This window comes from Ruegeria sp. G12 (assembly GCF_056533565.1).
In genome coordinates this window covers 150,818-171,907 of the sequence record NZ_JBQFOO010000004.1, presented here as the reverse complement: position 1 = coordinate 171,907, position 21,090 = coordinate 150,818, and the positions used below count along the sequence as shown (strand labels likewise).

The following is a 21,090-nucleotide window of genomic DNA, read 5'->3' as shown; positions in this document are numbered from 1 at the left end:
CGAGCCGGTTCCCCGGCCCGGTTTCATTCTATGGTTCAGAACCGCCAGCGCGCGCCCAGAACGACGGTCGACAGGTCATCGAAACTGTCTGACGAGTCGTCATAGGCATAGTCTTGATACGAGAAATAGGCCTCCATGTTCAGGCGATCTATTTCCTGTACCAAACCGATCCCCCAGACATTTGAATCTGAGCCGTCGACGTTAAAGTCGGACCCGTCCCAGTAATGCAGGCCGATACCGGTTTTACCAAAACTGAACCAATCGTCTTGGTACGCAATCTTGGCGTAGAAATAGCTGGGATCGGTTGCGGTGCTGCCGTCTACGTCCCGTTCCCCGGCGGCGATTGTGAAACTCAGGCGCTCGTTCACCAGGATCGAGGCGGACCCAACAAGGTCCTCTCGCCGCGCACTCTGGCTGCCGCCCGGACCGCTGTTGCCACTGCTGCGGACCAGATAGCCAAGCCCGGCGGCAACCTCGATATTGCTGGTCACTTTGTTTCGGTAGTAAATCGCGACGTCATAGTAGTCGCGGTCATCGTCGAAGTCTTCCTCCAAAAGGTTTTGGCCGTAAGAGGCGCTGATTGTGAACCCGTTGAACGATGGGGTGTCATAGCGGATTCGCGCACGGCGCGCGCCGTCAAAACTGTCGGTTGTGCCACTCACGGTCGGACCGGTCAGAACACCGGCGTCATCACGGAACAGGAACGAGGCGTTGGAGTCGGCGGTGAAGGAATACAGAACCAGACCGACCAGCGACAGGTCCTGTTCGGCGACGCTGTCCCCGGACATGCTACCCTGCCCGGCCGAGAACGTGCCCCAGTCACCTTCAAGCGAGAAATCCACGTGGCGGATATCCTCGCGCGTCCAGCCGCTGTAGTCATTGCCGTTCTGGTCGGTTTCCGTGGAATTGGGCAGGCCCAGAGCGGTTTCAAACCGGAACCGGAATGTGTTGTTGCCATATGGCTGTTCCAGACGCAGGCCGACCCGGCTGTTAGAGGCGTCATAGTCGCGAAGGTTGGTTTCCGTTTCCTGGCCGTCATCGACCGAGATTATGGCCGGGTTAAACTGACCGTAGAGGACGACAAAACCGCCCGAATTGTTATCGTATTTCAGTTCGGCAGCCGCCGGAAAGGCGAACGCTGATGCCATCAGTGCAGCCGATGAAGTTGCTATGGTTTTAAATTTCATCTTTACGACCCTCTCGTTTGTCCACACCGCCTGAATCCGGGCCGGGTTATGTGCCAGCAAACATCCCTGTTGATCGCCCGGTGCAGTGCGTTTTGCGTTCCGGTTTCTTAGGTGGGCGTTTCCACTCCTTTCCTGTCGAAATATCTTTGTTCAGAATCGGTAGTTAAATAAACAAACTCGCATATGTAGGATAACACAGATTGCGGCCTGGGCAGCAATTCGTTTTGACGAATGTTGGAATGCGTTTCCAGACACTTGAGCGAAAGGTAGTGATTCAGAGGTCGCAGCCCCTGTGCCAAAGGGAAATTGAAAGCCATAGGCCCGTTTACCGGTCGATCCTGCGCCCAAACTGCCAAATGTTTTCCAGATCGCCGGAACGTCCGATATGTACCATATGCGCGTGGCATCCTGCGGATAGCCGTCCAATCAGATCATTCCGGATCAACGCGGCGGGTAGGCGGCTGACCAGGTCCAAAGCCTTGGTAACCGGTATTCCGGTCACTTCAGACACATTGCGGACGGCATCCAGCAATTCCAGATGCGCGCCTGCCAACGTGCCGTCGGCTAGCGTCAATTTGTTGTGGTTTCTGAGGATTTCACGGCCATTCAACTCAAAGCTTGTGATGTCCGATCCTGCCGTCGCCATCGCGTCACTGACAAGGAAAACGAACCCCGGAGCCTGTTTTGCCTCCATCGCGTTGCGCATGGTGGCCGGGTGAACATGGATTTTGTCAGCGATCAGCCCAGCCGACAGCCCGCCCAAGGCCAGTGCTGCGCCAACGGTGCCGGGCTCGCGATTGCCCATCTGGCTTTGGGCGTTGAACAGATGCGTTACGCAGCTTGCACCCGCCTCAGCTGCGGCCACGCAATCCGCGTAGGACGCATCGGTGTGGCCCAGCGAGACCACGATCTCCGCTTGCGCCATCGCCTTGATCTGCGCGACCGAGACGCTTTCCGGGGCCACGGTGACTTTGAGCACCGGCAGACGCGCTGCCGCCTTTAGAAGCATGTCCAGATCGGACTGTTCCATCGGACGAATAAGGGCTGCGTCATGGGCACCCTTGCGTGACAGGGCGAGGTGCGGTCCCTCAAGATGCAGACCAAGAATGCCAGGAACGCCGTCATGCACGGCTGCAATCGCTGCGTCTAAGGCCTGTTGTGTGACATCCGGCGTGTCCGTGATCAGAGTCGGCAGGATTGAGGTCGCGCCAATCCGCGCATGGGCATCGGACATGCGACGCAACGCCGCAACGTCCGGCTGATTGTTGAACATGACGCCGCCGCCGCCATTGACCTGCAGATCAACGAAACCCGGTGCCAGCAGGCCACCCTCTAGTTCCGTCGGTGCGACCGTCGGGTCAACCTCCGCTTCAGGTACCACCGCTTCGATCCGGCCCTGCCGGTGCAACAGAGCATGACCCTGAACAACTTGCCCGGGCGTCAGAATATCCGCCCCGGTGATTGCCTGAAGCGCGTCGGTCATACCGTTTCCGTCACCTTGTTTAGGTGGCGCGGGGTGTCGGGATCAATGCCGCGCGAGGCTGCAAAAGCCTCGACCATTGAGTAGAACGAGACGATCAGGCTCAGCGCGTCCGTAAGGGGATGCAGCGTGCGCACATGGTCGATCTGCGTGGCTTGTTGCACTTTGGCGGTCGTGGCAAACACACGGGCCCCCTTGGCGCTTATGGCGTCGGACACCTGCGAAAGCGCTGGCTCCGCCGCGTCGGCTGCCGCGAAGCTGAGAACCGGGAAGCCTTCCTCGACAATCGAAACCGGGCCATGGAGAACTTCGGCAGACGAATAGCTTTCCGCGTGCAACTGGCAGGTTTCCTTGAACTTGAGTGCGGCTTCATTGGAGACCGCCAAGGCTTGCCCGCGCCCAAGCGTGAACAGCGAAGGCCGCGCGCCGATTGCGTCGCGCACCTCGGGCCAGTCTATGCGCGCTGCACTTTCCAGATGCTGCGGCAGGGCGCGGATGGCGGACAAAAGGGCCTCATCCCCGCTCCATTCCGCCAGCATCCAAACACCAGCGACCGCCGAACTGACGAATGTCTTGGTCGCCGCCACGCTCAGTTCAGGACCCGCTTGTATGTCTATGGGATGCGCACTGGCTGCGGCCAGCGGGGAACCCGCGTCGTTGGTCAGAGCGACGGTCAGGGCCCCGTCCCGCCGGGCATTGCGGGCCATCGCAAGAATATCCGGGCTTTTGCCGGACTGAGACACCGCCAGACACAGGCTGTTTTGCAGCTTCAGCGGCGCATCATAAATCGACGCGACAGACGGCCCCACGGACGCCACGGGCACGCCAAGAAGGATTTCGGAGGCATATTTCAGATAGGTGCACACATGGTCTGACGAGCCACGCGCGACTGAGGTGATAAAAGTCGGATCAAGGTCGCGCGCAACCGCGGCGACGGCAGAGATGTCCCCTTGGCCCCGGCTCATAAGCCGTTCGATGGCCAGCGGTATTTCGTCGATCTCCCGGCGCATCCGGGTGGTTTGCTGTGGCATAGAATGTCCTAGTTGTTGGCCAAGCGCAGTTCTGCGACAAAGTCATACGCATCACCGCGATAGATTGAGCGGGTAAATTCCACGACCCGTCGGTTGGACAGGTATGAGGTGCGCACGATGCGCAGCCCCGCCGCGCCGGGTTGAACGCCCAGAAGCGCGGCATCCTCGCTTTCCAGATTTATCGCCGAAATGCGCTGCAGGGCGCGGACGGGGCGGTTGCCGCTGCGTTCCAGCACTTCGTACAGTGAGGATTCCACCTGTTGCGGCTTCGGCAGAATGTCGATGGGCAATGAGGCGCGTTCAATCGCCATCGGCTTGTCATTCGCCCGCCGCAGGCGCGATATCCTTGCGACAGCTTCTCCGGACGACAGGGCCAGCGCGATAACTTCTTCCGGAGAGGGCGTGTGAATGCCCCGATCCAGCCACTCGCTGGAGGAATCGAGACCGCGCCGCGACATATCTTCGGTGAATGAGGTCAGCCGGGACAGCGACTGTTCCACTTTCGGCGTTCCGTCCGCAACAAAACTGCCCGAGCCCTGCCGCTGAATGATAATGCCCCGATCGACCAAATCCTGCATCGCGCGGCGCACCGTCACCCGCGACAGGCCGGTCAGGCTGGCGATTTCCCGCTCGGCTGGTAAAGGGGCGCTTTCGCCCAGCACGCCCAGTTCGATGCTTTCTTCGATCCGTTTGCGCAGGCGCACATATCGGGGGCCTGTCGCATCATGCATCCAACCGTTGTCGCCAAGGAAGTTTTCGATGGTTTCCAAAGTCATGCTGCCCCGACCTTTGCCCGTTCCGCCAGTCGCTGCGCCAGTTTCAGCGCCCCGTCGATGGCCGTACCTTTCGGTTCCGTAAGCGCCTGCTGCATCTCCACCTGCAAATAACCCGCATAATGAGGCGCAACGCCGCCCACGGCGCAGATCGGCTCGGCAGCCGACCAGCCGAGCGCGCTTAGCCCGCCGATGATGTAACCGGCGCCCTTTTGCATCAGCGCATCGGCGACCTGGTCGCCCTGTTTCGCGGCCTCGATGATCTGCGGCGCAAGGTCTGCGATCTCCGCAGGGCTTGAGGCACCAGAAAACGCGACAACCTCCATCGGGTTGTTATTGAAACGGGCACTTATGTCCCGGGTCAGAGGGCTGGGCGGCTCAATCCCGTCTGCAGCCAGAAGAACCTGCCGCAGAAGCTGGGTACCCAGCCAGTTGCCCGAGGCCTCGTCCCCGATCAGCGGGCCATAGCCGCCGATGGACCGAATGCTATCGTTCGATTGCCGAGCCAGAAAGGACCCTGTTCCGACGCCAACAAGACACCCATCCCGATCCCCCAGCGCGCCCACAACGGCGGACCGGCTGTCATCCTCGACCTGAACGATCCGGGACGGCAGATGTCGCGCGACTTGCGATGCGGTTTCGGCGTTGGTGACACCAGCAAGGCCCGCGTAGATTGGAATATCAGCCAGCGCGTCTTGCGGCAGGCCCGCTTCGTTCATCAGTGCCTCAAGTCCCGCAACCAGCGTGTTCAGGGCGGCCTCTCGGTTCGAGAACACATTTGCACTGCCAAGGCTGACCGCTATCCGGCGCTTAGGCGTTTCCAGCGCGAACCGGCAGCTTGTGCCACCACCGTCGATTGCGATGAGATATGGGAGAGACTCGGCCATATAGATACCTTTACAATACCTTTGATCCGAAAAAAAGACCTTTGCGCGTAACACGACGTGATTTCTACGTAAATACAGACTAAAACGGAGAAATTCAAACAAAAGGTAGACAAAAGGTATTGTATAGGTATTAGATAAGAGCACCAAAGGGGAATCAAATGCTGCCGCAAACCGAAATGCTGCGTGATGGTGCCGAGGGCCTTGACCTGCGCCCTGATGCCGACATTCTCGCGCGCTTGCTGACTGCGCAGAAAGAGGCATTGGCGGGCCTGGATGCCTGCCTGGCCGACCTGTCGCAGGGGGCCGGGATTCTGACCGCGACCGTTAAAAACAACGGTCGTATTTACTATGCGGCAGCGGGTTCGTCGGGCCTGATGGGGCTTGCGGACGGGGCCGAGTTGCCGGGCACCTACGGTTTGTCGCCGAATTCCATCGCGATCTGCGTGGCGGGGGGAATTCCTTCCGGTGCCGCCATGCCCGGCCACACCGAAGACGATGCCGAAGCGGCCAAGGCAGCCTCGGCCACGGTCAAACCCGGCGATGCGGTGATCGCCATATCAGCCAGCGGCTCGACCCCCTACCCGCTTCATTTCGCACGCAAGGCTCGGGCTGCAGGTGCCAAGACCATCTGTATCGCCAATAACGAAAACGCCCCACTGTTCGATCACGCCGATTGCGCGATTTTCCTGAATACGCCGCCCGAGATCATCGCTGGATCGACCCGGATGGGCGCTGCCACCGCCCAAAAGGTGGCTTTGAACATGATGTCCACGCTGATGGGTATCCGGCTGGGGCATGTGCATGACGGGATGATGGTCAATGTTATCGCCGACAACCTCAAACTGCGGCATCGTGCCGAAGGCATCATAACGAAAATCGCCGGAGTGTCCGAGGCCGAGGCCGGTTTGGCATTGGACCAGACATCGGGCGATCTGAAACAGGCGGTTTTGCTGGCATCGGGGGCCTCTGACATCCGGCAGGCAGAAGAATTGCTGACCCAATCCGACGGGCATCTGCGCCCGGCGCTTCAAGAACTTCAAACAAACTCAAATCAATAGGGAGAAATAACTATGAAAAAGACGTCGCTCAGCGCAATTCTGCTGGCCTCATCGGCTTTGGCCACGACCGCATATGCGGAAACGGAACTGACCATCGAAAGCTGGCGTAACGACGACCTGGCCCTGTGGCAGGACAAGATCATCCCGGCCTTCGAGGCCGAGCATCCGGACATCAAGGTGGTATTCACACCTTCCGCCCCGGCTGAGTACAACGCCGTTCTGAACTCCAAACTCGAAGCTGGCTCCGCAGGCGATCTGATCACATGTCGCCCATTCGACGCTTCGCTGGCGCTTTATGAGGACGGTCACCTGACCGACCTGTCCGATCTGGATGCGATGGGCAATTTCTCGGATGTGGCGAAATCCGCATGGCAGACGGACGACGGCTCGGCCAGCTTCTGCGTGCCGATGGCGTCTGTGATCCATGGCTTCATCTACAACAAGGACGCGTTCAACGAGCTGGGCATCGAAGTTCCGACCACCGAGGCTGAGTTCTTTGCCGCTTTGGAAAAGATCAAGGAAGACGGCACATACATCCCGATGGCCATGGGCACCAATGACCAGTGGGAAGCCGCCACCATGGGCTATAACAACATTGGCCCGAACTACTGGAAAGGTGAAGAAGGCCGCCTTGCGCTGATCAAGGGCGAGCAGAAATTGACCGATTCTCAGTGGGTTGCACCTTATGAGACGCTGGCCAAGTGGGGTGGATATCTGGGCGACGGGTATGAAGCTCAGACCTATCCCGACAGCCAGAACCTATTTACGCTGGGCCGCGCCGCGATCTATCCGGCAGGCAGCTGGGAAATCTCGGGTTTCAACACGCAGGCCGATTTCGAAATGGGCGCCTTCAAGCCGCCGGTCCAGAACGCAGGCGACACCTGCTATATTTCGGACCACACCGATATTGGCATCGGCATGAACGCGGCAAGCGAAAACCAGGAAGCCGCACGCACCTTCCTGGCTTGGGTCGCAAGCCCCGAATTTGCGAGCATCTTTGGCAACGCCCTTCCGGGCTTCTTCCCGCTCTCCAGCACTCCGGTCGAGCTGGAAGACCCGCTGGCCAAGGAAATCGTCGGTTGGCGTGATGAGTGCGAAAGCACGATCCGCTCGACCTACCAGATCCTGTCGCGCGGTACGCCGAACCTCGAAAACGAGACCTGGAACGCCTCGGTCAACGTCATCAAAGGCACGGAAAGCCCTGAAGATGCCGGGAAACGCCTGCAGGACGGCCTGGCCACCTGGTACGCGCCACATCAGTAAGCCACTCACCCCACCAACGGTTCCGGCCCAACGGCCGGAACCACTCTGAACCTTCGAGGCATGTTATGGGCACCAGCCGGATCAAATGGCACATCGTGGTCTTTCTTGCGCCTGCTGTGCTTGTCTACTCGGCCGTCATGGTCTTTCCGCTGTTCAACACTTTGCGGCTTGCGCTGTACACCGAGGTTGATCAGGCGCGCGTTTTTGTTGGCCTCGAAAACTTCCGTACCCTGTTCGGCGACCCGCTGTGGTCTGACGCCTTCTGGAACGCCTTGGGCAATAATTTCTGGTTCTTCTTCATCCATATGCTGGTCCAGAACCCAATCGGCATCGCGTTGGCGGCGATGCTCAGCCATCCGCGACTGAGGTTTGCCGCCTTCTACCGCTCGGCGATCTTCATCCCGACGATCCTTTCTTTCGTCATTGTCGGCTTTGCATGGAAACTGATCCTGTCGCCGATATGGGGCATTGCGCCCGATCTGCTGGCATCCGTTGGCCTCAAATCGCTCTACGCCCCTTGGCTGGGGAAAGAGGAATATGCCCTGACCACGCTGGCGCTGGTTTCGGTCTGGCAGTTCGTGGGCATCCCGATGATGCTGATCTACGCTGCCCTGCTGTCCATCCCAGAAGAGATTCTGGAGGCCGCCGAGGTCGAAGGCATCACCGGCATGGCCGCCTTCTGGAAGATCAAGCTGCCGCTGATCCTGCCGTCGATCGGTATTATATCGATCCTGACTTTCGTGGGCAATTTCAACGCGTTCGACCTGATCTATGCCGCACAAGGCGCGCTGGCGGGACCGGATTATTCGACCGATATTCTGGGTACGTTCATGTACCGCACCTTCTTTGGCTTCCAGTTGCAACTGGGCGACCCGCATATGGGCTCGGCCATCGCGACGGGGATGTTCTTCATCATCTTGACCGGGGTTTGCCTGTACCTGTTCCTGATCCAGACCCGCATCCGCCGGTATCAGTTCTGAGGGGGCGCGAGACATGAACAAAGCCCGCAGAAATCCGTTCAACCTCGCCGCAATGCATGGCGCGCTGATCCTCTACACGCTGATCGCGCTGTTCCCGGTCTTTGTGATCCTGATCAACAGCTTCAAGACCCGCAAAGCGATCTTCCGCGAACCGCTTGCCCTGCCGGACGCCGAGACATTCTCGATGATCGGCTACCAGACGGTGATGAAACAGGGGGATTTCTTCCTGTATTTCCAGAACTCGATGATCGTCACCGTGGCGTCGCTGTTCTTCATCCTGCTGTTCGGGGCGATGGCGGCTTTTGCGCTTAGCGAGTATCGGTTTAAAGGCAACACCCTGATGGGGCTCTATCTGGCTTTGGGTATCATGATCCCGATCCGTATCGGCACCGTGGCGATCCTTGAGATGATGGTGGCGACCGGGCTGGTCAACACGCTGATGGCGCTGATCCTCGTCTATACGGCGCAGGGCCTGCCACTGGCCGTGTTCATCCTGTCCGAGTTCATGCGGCAGGTCAGCGATGACCTGAAGAACGCAGGCCGTATCGATGGGCTAAGCGAATACACCATCTTCTTCCGTCTCGTCCTGCCGCTGGTTCGCCCCGCGATGGCGACGGTGGCAGTATTCAATATGATCCCGATCTGGAACGACCTCTGGTTCCCGCTGATCCTCGCCCCGGCGGAAGAGACAAAAACCCTGACGCTGGGTAGTCAGGTCTTCATCGGCCAGTTCGTGACCGACTGGAACGCGGTTCTGTCTGCGCTAAGCATGGCGATCCTGCCGGTCATGATCCTGTACGTCATCTTCTCGCGGCAACTGATCCGCGGCATCACCTCGGGGGCGGTCAAATGATCCGGGTTCTTGTCGCAGGTCTGGGAAATATGGGGCTGAGCCATGCGGTGGCGCACCATCACCATCCGGACGCCGAGATCGTCGGGTTGGTGAACCGGTCGGGTGAGGTCGGGCATCCTGACCTGCAGCGCTATCCGGTATTCACCGATTTCTACGCAGCTTTGGCCGAAACCAAACCCGATCTGGCGGTCATCGCTACCTATTCCGACAGCCACGCGGATTTTGCCTGCGCCGCGATGGAGGCCGGGGCGCATGTGTTCGTTGAAAAACCCCTGGCAACCACTGTCGAGGATGCGCGCCGTGTGGTCGCCAAGGCGGTCGAGACAAACCGCAAGCTGGTCGTCGGCTATATCCTGCGCCACCACCCCTCGTGGATGCGACTGATCTCGGAGGCGCGCGATCTGGGCGGCCCTTACGTCTTCCGCCTGAACCTGAACCAGCGATCCACCGGCCCGACATGGGAAACGCACAAGGCACTGATGCAAACAACTTCGCCTATTGTCGATTGCGGGGTGCATTACGTGGATGTCATGTGCCAGATCACCGACGCGCAACCCGTCCGCGTAAACGGCATGGGCCTGCGTCTGTCCGACGAAATCGCCCCCGACATGTACAATTACGGCCAGTTTCAGGTCGTTTTCGAGGACGGCTCGGTCGGTTGGTACGAGGCGGGCTGGGGCCCGATGATGTCGGAAACCGCGTTTTTCGTGAAAGACATCGTCTCACCCAACGGGGCCGTGTCGATCACCGAAGGCAACAAGGGCGAGTCGGATGATGTGGACGGGCATACCAAGGTCGGCGGCATTCTGGTGCACAGACCCGATGGCGACACCTTGATCGAGATGCAAGGTGAGCCGGGCCACCAGCAGCTTTGTGATGCGGAACAGGCTTACATGCTGAAAGCCATTGCCGAAGATATCGACCTGACCCGTCACATGAACGACGCCGTGCAATCCCTGCGCATCTGCCTTGCCGCCGATCACAGCATTCGGACCGGCCAGCCGGTCGACCTGAAGGAGACGTAACGTGACCGCCCTGACCCTCTCAAACGTTTGTAAATCCTTCGGGGACGTCGACGTGCTGAAGAACATCGACCTGACCGTCGAGGAGAATGAGTTTGTGGTGTTCGTCGGCCCCTCGGGTTGTGGCAAGTCCACCCTGTTGCGGGTGATTGCGGGGCTCGAGGATGCGACCTCGGGTACGGTGGAAATTGATGGTCAGCAGGTCAATACCGTCCCGCCCGCCAAGCGTGGCATTGCGATGGTGTTTCAATCCTATGCGCTGTATCCACACCTGACGGTACGGGGGAACATGGCGCTGGGTCTGAAACAGGCGGGCCACGCCAAGGACGAAATCTCGCGCCGGATCACCGAGGCCAGCCGGATGTTGTCGCTGGAGGACTATCTGGAACGCCGCCCGGCGGAACTGTCCGGCGGTCAGCGCCAGCGTGTCGCCATTGGCAGGGCGATTGTGCGCAACCCCAAACTGTTTCTGTTCGACGAGCCGCTGTCCAATCTGGACGCAGCCCTGCGCCTGAACACGCGGGTCGAGATCGCCAACCTGCACCGCCAAATCAGCGCCAGCATGATCTACGTGACCCACGACCAGACCGAGGCCATGACGCTTGCCGACAAGATCGTGGTTCTGCGCAGCGGTCGGATCGAGCAGGTCGGCACCCCGATGGAGCTGTATAACAATCCCGCAAACCGGTTTGTGGCCGAATTCATCGGCTCTCCGGCAATGAATTTCGTTCCGGCTGAGATGATTGGTGGCAGCACCGGTACCGTCTTCGGCATCCGCCCGGAATACGCCAGACTGGGTGACGCCGGGCCATTGTCGGGGACTGTCGTGCATGTGGAAAATCTGGGCGCGGATACGAATGTTCTGGTCAATATCGGAACCGACAAACCCTTCACGATACGCGCTTTCGGCCAGCATCGCGTGTCGCCGGGGGCCGAGGTCGGCATCACCTTCGAGCAAACCGATGTGCTTTCCTTTGACGGCGACGGCCAAAGGCTCTGACCTAAGAGAAAACGATTGGACGGGCCGTTCCATCGGACGTATGGGATAGACCAAGCCCAACCGCCTCGCCGAAGGACCTGCCGCATGAAAGCCGTTCTGTTCGAGAAGTTTCAGGAAGCCCCCAAACTGGTCTCGGCGCAGGACCCGACGCCAGAACCCCACGGCGTTGTCCTGAAGGTGGAAGCGACCGGAGTGTGCCGCAGCGATTGGCACGGATGGATGGGACATGACAGCGATATTGACCTGCCGCATGTCCCCGGTCACGAGCTTGCCGGTGTTGTCGAGGCCGTCGGCAAAGACGTCACCAATTGGAGCGTTGGGGATCGGGTGACAGTGCCCTTCGTGTGTGGCTGCGGGTCCTGCGCCGAGTGTCACGCGGGCCATCAGCAGGTTTGTGTGAACCAACAGCAACCGGGATTTACCCATTGGGGCAGCTTTGCCGAATATGTCGGCATCCATCAGGCCGATCTGAATCTGGTGGCCCTGCCGGACGCAATGGATTTTGCCACCGCCGCCAGCCTGGGTTGCCGGTTTGCCACTTCGTTCCGGGCGGTGGTGGATCAGGGCAAAGTCACCGCCGGTCAATGGGTGGCCGTTCATGGTTGCGGTGGCGTGGGTCTGTCGGCTGTGATGATCGCCAGCGCCGCCGGGGCCAATGTGATCGGGATTGACCTAGACCCCGCCAAGCTGAAACTGGCCCATGAGTTGGGCGCGGTCGCCACGGTTTCCGGGGCCGAGGCAGATGTTCCCGAAGCAATTCGCGAGATCACGAAGGGCGGCGCGCATGTGTCGCTGGACGCTCTGGGGCATCCGGTGACCATGACCAACTCGATCCTCGGCCTGCGTCCGCGGAGCAAGCATATTCAGGTCGGTCTGATGCTGGGCGATCACGCCGCGCCCGCAGTTCCCATGCCCAAGATCGTCGGGCAAGAGATCGAATTGCTCGGCTCGCACGGGATGCAGGCCCATCGCTATGGCGCGATGCTGGACATGGTTGAAAGCGGCAAACTTGACCCCGCCCGTCTTGTCGGAGATCGGATCAGTTTAGAAGATGCCCCGAAGGCACTGATGGAGATGAACAAATTCCGATCCATCGGTGCAACCGTGATCACAAGCTTCTAGGTATTCGGCCCGAAACGCCGGTTTTTTGAACGATCTGTGCGGTTATCTGTACGCCCGGATATGTGTTTCGGCAGCAGGACGGGAATACTGGGCGGACCCTCAGTATCGAACGGAGTTCTACCGATGAAAACGTTTCTCGCGGCTATCGCCGCCACTCTTGCCATTGCGGCCCCTGCCACTGCTCAAGAGCTTGCTGATATGAGCGACCTGGAATACGCCCATATCGCTTACACGGCGGACAATATCGACATTCGCTATGCCCATCTGGCGCTGGCCCTGTCGGAAAACCCCGAGATTCATGAGTTCGCCAACACCATGATCCGCGACCATACGGCGGTGAACGAAGCCGCGCTTGGGTTGCTGGACAAGCTGGGCGCAACGGCGCAGGACAACGCATTCAGCCAGACCCTGAACGCAAACGCCGAGAAAATCATCGACAACCTGTCCCAGTTGCGTGGCGCAGAGTTTGACGAGGCCTATGCCGCGAACGAGCTTGCCTATCATCAGGCCGTGAACGAACTGGTCGAAAACACCATGATCCCGAATATCGACAACGCCGAGGTCAAGGCGCTGTTCGAGCAGGGGCTTGAGATTTTCAAAGCCCATGAAGGCCATGCGGAAATGATGGTCGAGTCGCTGAACTGATGCCTCGACCCCTGTCCCGAAGGTCGGTCATTGCCGGGGCGGCGGTCTCCGCAGCCGCTCTGGCAATGCGCTCGCAGGCCTCTGAGCCAACCACGCATGAGGTCAAGATCCGGCGCTTTACGTTCCAGCCAGACCACCTGCAGGTCAGGCCAGGCGACCGGATCATCTGGACAAATCTGGACATTGCTCCGCATACGGCCACTGCGGACGGGAAAAGTTGGGATACGGGTGAATTGACCCAGAACGACAGTGCCGAAATCGTCGTGGAAGACGGCATGGAGCTATCCTATTTCTGCGTCTTTCACCCGCATATGAAAGGCACCATTGAGATCGTTTGAGTTTCAATGGTGCCGTCGACGCCGAGCGGCTTTTACCCGCTGATGCAGAACACTCGCGGTTGTTAAATTCGTCACGTCTGGATGCCAACGGCGATTGTCATCAAACGTTACCTTGCGTTACCTTGCCGGTATGACCGTGACCCGTCTGACCGGCCTGCTGACCGGCGTTCCGAGCATCCTCTTGCTGTGCCTGACATTCTGGGCGACGCAGGCTTACGCCTCGGGCCGGGTGGCATTGCTGATCGGCAATTCCGACTATGCGTCCCCGGACATGGCTCTGCGCAACCCGGTGAATGATGTCACCGCGCTGAGTGCCGCGTTGCAAGAGCTGGGTTTTGCCGTCACAGAGGCCACCGATCAGAACGCAGGAGCGATGCAGCAAGCGCTGGATCAATTCGGCGCGGCAGCGGAAGGCGCTGAGATGGCGGTGTTTTTCTATGCCGGGCACGGCGTTCAGATTGGCGGAGAAAACCATCTGATCGGCACCGATTTTGCGGGCAGCGATCTGCAGGCGCTTAGGCGCAGTTCGTTGACGCTGGACCGGGTGCGGGACGTGATGGCCAAGGCGGGTCCGAAGGTGGGCATCCTGCTGCTCGACGCCTGCCGGAACAACCCTTTCTCGGACAGGGGCATGGTCGAACAGGGCCTGGTCAGAATGCGCGGAGGGGCCGGGCTGCTGATCGCCTATGCCACCGATCCCGGCAACGTGGCGTATGACGGGGTCGGCGACAACAGCGTTTTCACTTCTGGCCTGCTGGATCATATCGCGACGCCTGATCTGGATGTCCGGCTGATGCTGGGCCGGGTGCGTCAGCAGGTGGTTCTGGAAACGGACGGGCGTCAGATTCCCTGGGTCGAGGAATCTGTGCTGGATGAACACAGTTTAGCACCGGGTCTGCCAGCGGAGACCGCTGACGACGAAACCGCCGCCGATCTGGCACATTGGCGCGGCATTGCCTCCAGCGCGGATGCGTCTGATTTCGAAACCTACCTGCAGGCTTACCCCGACGGGCTGTTCGCGGCTTTCGCTAAGGATCGCATTGACGGTCTGAAGGCTGGATCGCCCGGAGCGCTTGCTCCGGTGAACGCCTCGCTGACCGAGGCCAATCCGGAAAAACTCGCGACGGCACTGGTGGCCTTAGGGCATCTGCACGATGGGCAAACTCGTGATCTGGGTCCGGCGCTGGACAGCTATCGCCGTGGGTTATCAGCGCAGGAGGTTGCCTCGGCCGAACGGTTATTTGAAGACGCGGCGCAGGTTTCGGTCTTTCTGGCCGCGACCACCTTGCAGCGTTTGCGCACCGACATCGTGGCCCTGCGCAGCGTTGAGCGCACTCTGGGGATCGCCGAGGACGCGCTGGCGCAGATCGAGGACATCGCCCGTACCAACTCCGACGCCCTGCCCGTTTTGCAGCAGGCGCGGAACGATGTGTACGATATCTACCGCTCGCGCGGCATCATCCTGCGCCGTCTGGACCAAAGCCGCAGTTACTATGACGAAGTGCTGAACCGCTCGGTCGTCTTTTTTCCACCCGACATTGATACGTCGATTATCAGCGCGGCTTCCGGCTCGCGCGACCTGACCTATGCCAATGCGCAACTGAACACGGACGCCGCCCTGTTTCTGCGGCATGTTGCGCAGGCGGAAGATAGCAAAAAAGGAAGTTACCAATGGCTGGCCGATCTCATACCTCCCGACTAAGCGCGGCATTCCTCGTCGTGTCCCTGACCCTGACGGCCTGTGGCGGTGGTAGCAATGAGCCGACCGCCGCGCCCGAGGCAACGCCCGGCGGATCATCACAGGCCGAGGCCGATCTGGCCAAACAGGCCGCTGCTATGCAAAAGACCATCCTGCAAGGCGCGGTTGCAGGCGGTGTGACCGGCGGAGCCATCGGGTTCGGTCTGGGCGGCAGCGACGATGTGGGCACCGGACTTTCCATCGGCCTTGGGGCCGGAGCGCTGGCGGGTACCTATGTGTCATTTGTTCAAAGAAACTACGCGGGGCGGGAATCCCGTCTGCGGCAGATCAAGAAGGATCTGGATCAGAACGCCAGCGAAATGCAGACAACGCTGAACGTCATGAATCAAGTCCTTGCGGCGCAAAAGGCCGAACTTGGCGCGCTGAACGCCGGTGTTGCCGCCGGAACCGTGGAGCCGGCCCAATTGCAGCAGGAACTGGCCGAGGCCAACGGGAACTTGACCCAGATGGAGCTGGCCATCGACGGTGCAACCAAGCGACAGGCTGAGTTCACCGAAGCGCGCAACCTGACCATCTCGCGCGGTCAGACGGCCTCGCCCATTGATGGCGATCTGGCGGCTCTGTCGAACCAGATCACGCAGATGCGCGGGATCGCCGGCGATCTGGCCTCATCGCTGTGACCGGGGGTGACATGATCCGCTTTGCCGTTTTACCCTGCCTTCTGCTGACCGCCTGTCAAACCACCACCGACCCGGCAGAGGGCGGGTTCTTCGCCGGGGTCTCCGGCATTGCCACCGGGGTCTATGACGACCGTATCGAGGCCGCGGAAGGCGATGTTGCCGCCGCGCAGGCCCGAAACGACGCGCTTTCGGCGCAAATCCGGTCCTCGGAATCGGAACTGGCCCAGTTGAAGCTGAAAATCCTGCAGCAACGCGACGCCATAGGCGGGGGCGATGCGGCTACCGCAGCCCGGATCGACAAGGTTCTGAATGACACACCCCAGGGGGCAACGGCCGATGCAAAATTGGCCGCCCTGCAGCGCAGTATTTCCGAGGCGCGCGCGCTGAGCGCCGATCTGGCGAAACTGTCTGGCTAGCCCTGACACCCGCCCAAAGCCCAGCGGCGCATGTTGACCTTTAGCCCGCCGCCATAAGGGTGTTGCTTGGCCACGTTCCCGGCGGCAGGCCGTTTGACATAGGTCTGGGCCTGATCGCACAGCGTCTCTGCCGTCCATTGATGGCAGTTGGAGCATTGCTGGTCTTTCCATAGCTCTTCGGGCAACCCCTCCAGCGGTGGGAATTGCGGGGAACCGGCTACCAGTTCCTTGATCGTCTGGCCGCGCACATACGAGTTCCCGAAGCTGAGCGGGGTATCCAGCGTCAGCGTCTCGTCAGCGGCAATTGTACCATCGGTTTCGGGCTCTGGAATCTTGGCGGTGGGCTCGGCCTTTCGGGTCACTGTCGCTTCCCCGAGGCGCAGCGCAGAAAGCCGTTCAACCGCCTGATTCGAGAACGCCCCGTCCGGGAAGCTGTGCAGATACACCTCGTAGGAATGGATGGAATCATCGGCCAGCGCCAGTTCATACATAAGCCGGTCGGTCTCTGTCGCCTCGGCCACCTGTTCCTGCTGCTCGGGCTGCGTTACGCCCGACGGCGGAGCGGTCCCGAAGGATTCGGCCAGAACGGTTTGCAACAGGTCGCTGGCCTTGTCCGCATGGATACTGTCAGGATAGGCGCGCATGAACAGCATGATCTGCACCGGATCGCGGGAATTGACCGCCTCTTGCCAAAGGTCTTCTTCGCTTTGGTGCTGCACGATCTTCGTTTCCGTCTCGATCGCGAAGGCAAAATCCTGTGTCAGCGAAGACGTGTCCCAAGGGGTTTGAAGGCCGCGGGTTTCTTCCAGTACATCGACACGGACTTTCTTGAACAGCTGCTCAATTGCCATGCCCGGCGTTTCGATATGTTCCGCCAGGCTTAGTGTGAAGGGGCTGTTGCCTACTTCACCGTCCAAGGCAACCCCGCCCGGATCGGTGGCATAGGCCAGAAATGTCCCCGTGGGGGCCTTCATCTCGGCCAGACCGTTGTCATCCATATCGGCAAGTTCTTCGAACGGATTGTTCCGGCAGGCATCCAGAATGACGATGTTGGTCTTGTTATGGGCCGAGGCCATCTGATGCAGGACTGACCGCGCCTCGACCGCCATCAGGTCAAGATCCGCGGGATCGTTCAGCGAAATATCCACCGGCAGAAGGTAGTTCGACCCAAAGGACTGCACGCCGTGACCGGCATAATAAAACAGGCCAACCGCATCCTCGCCGCCCTTGCGCAGGTCTCGGCCGAACTGGGAAATGGCGCGTTTCATCTCGATCTGATTGCTGTCCGACAGGTGACGGACATCGAAGCCGAGGTCGGTCAGCTTTTCACTGATCAGCTTCGCGTCGTTGACCGGGTTGTCCAATGCTGAAACGGACCCATAGGCCGAGTTCCCGATGACCAGCGCAATGCGCGGTTCGGCCACCGCCTGAGCGGTCCACAAAACCCAGATCATCGCAATCAGAACTTTTACTTTGCGAAGCACGTCAGATCCTCTGTTTCCGTCACCCTACCAGCCCCGTGACCTTGGGGCATCATGACGGTTCGAAATTTTCTACCAAGCTTTTTTGGCTTTCTTGTGGCCACCGCCTGACATATCCCGAAATAAGGATCAAGCATAGGAACAGGTTCACACATGGCGCGCTCAACCCCGATGCGAAACTTTTTTGCCATAGCCGGATTGCTGCTGGCGAACAGTGCATGGGCCCAAAGCGCCGATCCGTTCGAGCATGGGTGGAAACTGGATGCCGAGGCTTCGGAACTGCAATTTCTGTCGGTGAAGAAGAACTCGGTGGCGGAAAACAGCGGGTTTGCAACCCTTTCTGGCGTGATCAGTCCCGAAGGCTCTGCCGACATCCGGGTTCAGATGGACAGTGTTGATACCAGCATTGACCTGCGCAACGTGCGCATGCGGTTCCTGTTCTTCGAGACCTTCAATTTTCCCGAGGCGGTCATCACCGCGCAGCTTCCGCCCGAAGAGTTGGTCGATCTGCATCAGACCCGCCACAAGATCATCGACCTGCCTTACACCCTGTCGTTACACGGTGTGACCAAGGACAGCGTTGCGCAGGTCGCTATCACATTGGTCGACAATGACCGGGTGGCGGTAGCAAATACGACCCCGATCGCCATCGCCCTGCCCGACTTCAACCTTGAAGAAGGGCGCGGCAAGCTGGAGGAGGCTGCAGGCGTCGATATCCTGCCTTTCGGCTTTATCAGCTTTGGCTTCGTGTTTGACCGGGCCAAGGCCGGAACTCCGCCGAAGCTGGAGGTCGCATCAGCGGCACCAGGGGCCGCCGCGCTGGAAACCAAGGGTGATTTGGATCGTGAAGCCTGCGAAGGGCGGATGGAGATTCTGTCGCGCACCGGCAACATCTACTTCAACTCGGGCAGCGCCCGCCTGAGCGACGCGTCTATTCCGCTGCTGGCGAACCTGCATGACATCGTCGATCGCTGCCCGGACCTGACCATCGAGATCGGCGGCCATACGGACAGCGACGGCTCTGATGCGGCAAACCGCGCGCTCAGTGAGCGGCGGGCGCAGGCGGTGAACAACTATCTGGTGGATCAGGGCATCGCATCCGAACGGCTTGTGACCGTGGGCTATGGTGAAAGCCGTCCGGTGGTCTCGAACGACACGGCAGAGGGCAAGCGCCGCAATCGCCGGATCGAGTTTATACCGGTGAACTAACCGCCGAAGGTCGATCAGTTCCCGGCCAGAATGATCGGATCAAACCCGCCGCTGCGCCATTGCTGAAGTGCTGATACGAAATTAGGGCCCGGCACACCGTCTATGGCACTTGAATAGTAACCTGCTTTCTGCAGCAGTTTCTGAACCTCCATCACGGTTTCCCGCGACCACTGGTCCGAGGCCAGAGACAGCTGGTTCAGGATCGAACCATCATCTTCGGCGGCCCCCCGCAGCAACATACGTGCGGCCTCCAGTGGATCGCTTGGAACGCCGCGCCCTTCATCCAGCAGGATTGCGGCGGCCAGATATCCCTGATACTCGCCATTCCGTGCGGCTTTCTGGAAATAGCCAAACGCTTGTGCAGGTGCCCCCGCAATGCCGTCCTGTGCGAGAACACCGAGATTGAACGTCGCCTTGGCTGACCCGCCCTCGGCTGCGCTTTGCAGTAACGTGATTGCGCGGGCCTCATCCTTGGGCACAATCTGACCTTCGAACAGGGTGACGGCCAGATTGATCATGGCGTCGAAACTGCCCCCCGCTGCTGCACGTTCGTACAGGTCCATCGCAGCGTTTACGTCCTGTGGCACGCCGGTTCCGCTTTCGTGCAGTTGTGCCAGCGATACCATTGCCCGCAAGTCGCCTTCAGCCGCTGCTTGCTGATACAGCGTGACGGCCCGTTCCACATCACCCGCCGCAATCGTTGCCCGCGCCAGCAAGGCCACGTAGTGCGACAGATCAGGCGTCTGCGCTGCGGCGGCGCTACAGGCCTGGATGGCGGTCAGCGCGTTTTCCTGTAGGCGGCTGAACGGCACGCCGGGAATGCTGGCCGTCCGGTCCCGCGGATGGGTGGCCAGCCGTTCACATATGCCGCCCGGAGTGCTGTCTTCGGGGCGCGGGATCGAAGCAATCAGGCGGCGCGCCTGATCCACATGGTTTCCGCTTGGGTATTGCTCGATATAGAACTCCAGCAAGGGCCGCATCCGGCTGCGTTGCGCTAGTTTCCACAGTCGCTCGGCCTGTTCGTCCTGATCCTCGACTGAAAGGGCGCGGGTCAGCGTCTCGCCCTGCCCGGCCCGGTCCAGAAACGCCACAACCTCGTTCACATGCGCCCCTTGCGGGTAACGGTCCATGTAAAGCTGCATCAGTGAGGCGTCCTGCGCGTTGGCGGCAACCTGCCACAGCAGGGTCTCTTCCGAGGCCGTCACCGGGCTGTTGTCAAACCGGAACTGCCGGGTCAGCGATGAGTTGTCCCACGGAATCTGCCGACCTCCGGTCGAGGCCAGAACATCCTTGCGGACCGAGATCATCAGGTCGGAGATATCCTGCCCCGGCGTGTAGATATGGCTCAGCAGCGCCTCGGTGAAAAAGCTGTTCCGACCGGTGCCGTCATAGGCCACGTTGTCCGGCTGCGTGGCATAGGCAAACATGAAATCCGCCGCACTGCCGACCCGCGCCAGCCCGCCGCCGCCCACATCCAAGCCAGTGCCTTCAAACGGATTGTCGCGGCAGGCGTCCAGAAACACCAGCCGGATACCGTCGGAGCTCTCCATCCTTCCCACGAATTCTTGCATAGGGATGGTTTGGTCCGGGATATCTTCGGGCGCTGAGATTTGCGCATCGACCGGAACCAGATAGTTTTGCCCGCCCACCTGAAACCCGTGCCCGGCGTAGAACAGCAGCGAAACGTCGGAATCCGCTGCAGTGGCACCGTAAGATTCCGCCAACGATAGCATCTCATCGCGCGTCAGATCGGTGCCAAGGAATACCTCGAACCCCAACCCCTCTAGCGCAATAGCCAGGTCCGAGGCGTCGTTGATCGGGTTGTCCAGCGGACTGACCGAGGCGTAGTCCGAATTGCCGATCACCAGCGCGACCCGCTTGTCGGCCAGCGCCGTGCAGGCGCTGAACAGCGTCAGGAAAAGGGCCGCAAGGCAACGGATCACAAACACAGGCAAACTCTCCGACG

At 60.0% G+C, this 21,090-nt stretch carries 20 protein-coding genes; 13 read left to right on the top strand and 7 right to left on the bottom strand.

Going from position 1 to position 21,090, the window contains the following annotated elements; all coding sequences use genetic code 11:
- Positions 1-35: 35 nt before the first annotated feature.
- The 5 genes from ACR0JN_RS11360 to ACR0JN_RS11340 all read right to left on the bottom strand — a co-directional run bounded on the left by ACR0JN_RS11360 (position 36) and on the right by ACR0JN_RS11340 (position 5,358).
- A complete protein-coding gene (locus tag ACR0JN_RS11360) occupies positions 36-1,148 on the bottom strand; it encodes a porin (protein WP_480885691.1) in 1,113 nt (370 codons plus the stop codon).
- Between the two features lie 364 nt (positions 1,149-1,512).
- Positions 1,513-2,670, bottom strand: coding sequence for an N-acetylglucosamine-6-phosphate deacetylase (gene nagA / locus ACR0JN_RS11355; protein ID WP_480816081.1), 1,158 nt, complete (start codon positions 2,668-2,670; stop codon positions 1,513-1,515).
- A complete protein-coding gene (locus tag ACR0JN_RS11350; RefSeq protein WP_480885689.1) occupies positions 2,667-3,698 on the bottom strand; it encodes an SIS domain-containing protein in 1,032 nt (343 codons plus the stop codon). Before ACR0JN_RS11350 ends, nagA begins: the two co-directional genes overlap by 4 nt.
- A gap of 8 nt (positions 3,699-3,706) precedes the next feature.
- Positions 3,707-4,474 carry a GntR family transcriptional regulator gene (locus tag ACR0JN_RS11345; protein WP_480816079.1) on the bottom strand — a complete coding sequence of 256 codons (768 nt, stop codon included), beginning with the start codon at positions 4,472-4,474 and terminating at the stop codon, positions 3,707-3,709.
- Positions 4,471-5,358, bottom strand: coding sequence for a glucosamine kinase nucleotide-binding domain-containing protein (locus tag ACR0JN_RS11340; RefSeq protein WP_480885687.1), 888 nt, complete (start codon positions 5,356-5,358; stop codon positions 4,471-4,473). Before ACR0JN_RS11340 ends, ACR0JN_RS11345 begins: the two co-directional genes overlap by 4 nt.
- 158 nt (positions 5,359-5,516) lie before the next feature.
- Between ACR0JN_RS11340 and ACR0JN_RS11335 the strand changes: the two genes are divergently transcribed.
- The 12 genes from ACR0JN_RS11335 (at position 5,517) to ACR0JN_RS11280 (ending at position 16,434) form a co-directional block, all read left to right on the top strand.
- Positions 5,517-6,416, top strand: a complete 900-nt coding sequence (locus ACR0JN_RS11335; RefSeq protein ID WP_480885685.1) for an N-acetylmuramic acid 6-phosphate etherase — start codon at positions 5,517-5,519, stop codon at positions 6,414-6,416.
- Positions 6,417-6,428: 12 nt separating this feature from the next.
- Complete coding sequence (locus ACR0JN_RS11330) at positions 6,429-7,679, top strand: ABC transporter substrate-binding protein (RefSeq protein ID WP_480885684.1); 1,251 nt, start codon at positions 6,429-6,431, stop codon at positions 7,677-7,679.
- A gap of 65 nt (positions 7,680-7,744) precedes the next feature.
- Entirely contained in the window at positions 7,745-8,659 is a 915-nt protein-coding gene (locus tag ACR0JN_RS11325; RefSeq protein ID WP_480816075.1) for a carbohydrate ABC transporter permease, read from the top strand.
- A gap of 13 nt (positions 8,660-8,672) precedes the next feature.
- Positions 8,673-9,512, top strand: a complete 840-nt coding sequence (locus ACR0JN_RS11320) for a carbohydrate ABC transporter permease (protein WP_480816074.1) — start codon at positions 8,673-8,675, stop codon at positions 9,510-9,512.
- Positions 9,509-10,537, top strand: coding sequence for a Gfo/Idh/MocA family protein (locus ACR0JN_RS11315; protein ID WP_480885683.1), 1,029 nt, complete (start codon positions 9,509-9,511; stop codon positions 10,535-10,537). The genes ACR0JN_RS11320 and ACR0JN_RS11315 overlap by 4 nt, the downstream gene beginning before the upstream one ends.
- Position 10,538: 1 nt before the next feature.
- On the top strand, positions 10,539-11,534 hold the full coding sequence (locus ACR0JN_RS11310) for an ABC transporter ATP-binding protein (RefSeq protein WP_480816072.1): 996 nt from the start codon (positions 10,539-10,541) through the stop codon (positions 11,532-11,534).
- Positions 11,535-11,618: 84 nt separating this feature from the next.
- The gene (locus tag ACR0JN_RS11305) at positions 11,619-12,656 is read left to right on the top strand and encodes a zinc-dependent alcohol dehydrogenase family protein (RefSeq protein ID WP_480885682.1); all 1,038 of its coding nucleotides are present in this window, start codon (positions 11,619-11,621) and stop codon (positions 12,654-12,656) included.
- Between the two features lie 123 nt (positions 12,657-12,779).
- On the top strand, positions 12,780-13,301 hold the full coding sequence (locus tag ACR0JN_RS11300) for a DUF4142 domain-containing protein (RefSeq protein WP_480885680.1): 522 nt from the start codon (positions 12,780-12,782) through the stop codon (positions 13,299-13,301).
- Positions 13,301-13,639: a cupredoxin domain-containing protein gene (locus ACR0JN_RS11295; RefSeq protein ID WP_480885678.1), complete on the top strand. Its 339-nt coding sequence runs from the start codon at positions 13,301-13,303 to the stop codon at positions 13,637-13,639. Before ACR0JN_RS11300 ends, ACR0JN_RS11295 begins: the two co-directional genes overlap by 1 nt.
- 112 nt (positions 13,640-13,751) lie before the next feature.
- Positions 13,752-15,341: a caspase family protein gene (locus ACR0JN_RS11290; protein ID WP_480885676.1), complete on the top strand. Its 1,590-nt coding sequence runs from the start codon at positions 13,752-13,754 to the stop codon at positions 15,339-15,341.
- Positions 15,311-16,018 carry a hypothetical protein gene (locus ACR0JN_RS11285; RefSeq protein WP_480885674.1) on the top strand — a complete coding sequence of 236 codons (708 nt, stop codon included), beginning with the start codon at positions 15,311-15,313 and terminating at the stop codon, positions 16,016-16,018. Before ACR0JN_RS11290 ends, ACR0JN_RS11285 begins: the two co-directional genes overlap by 31 nt.
- Positions 16,019-16,029: 11 nt before the next feature.
- Positions 16,030-16,434, top strand: coding sequence for a hypothetical protein (locus ACR0JN_RS11280; protein ID WP_480885672.1), 405 nt, complete (start codon positions 16,030-16,032; stop codon positions 16,432-16,434).
- Here ACR0JN_RS11280 and ACR0JN_RS11275 read toward each other — a convergent pair.
- On the bottom strand, positions 16,431-17,918 hold the full coding sequence (locus tag ACR0JN_RS11275) for a caspase family protein (RefSeq protein WP_480885670.1): 1,488 nt from the start codon (positions 17,916-17,918) through the stop codon (positions 16,431-16,433). The genes ACR0JN_RS11280 and ACR0JN_RS11275 overlap by 4 nt on opposite strands.
- 150 nt (positions 17,919-18,068) lie before the next feature.
- On the opposite strand from ACR0JN_RS11275, the gene ACR0JN_RS11270 reads away from it, so the two are divergent.
- Positions 18,069-19,124, top strand: a complete 1,056-nt coding sequence (locus ACR0JN_RS11270; protein ID WP_480885668.1) for an OmpA family protein — start codon at positions 18,069-18,071, stop codon at positions 19,122-19,124.
- Between the two features lie 14 nt (positions 19,125-19,138).
- On the opposite strand, the gene ACR0JN_RS11265 is transcribed toward ACR0JN_RS11270, so the two are convergent.
- On the bottom strand, positions 19,139-21,073 hold the full coding sequence (locus tag ACR0JN_RS11265) for a caspase family protein (protein WP_480885666.1): 1,935 nt from the start codon (positions 21,071-21,073) through the stop codon (positions 19,139-19,141).
- Between the last annotated feature and the right edge of the window lie 17 nt (positions 21,074-21,090).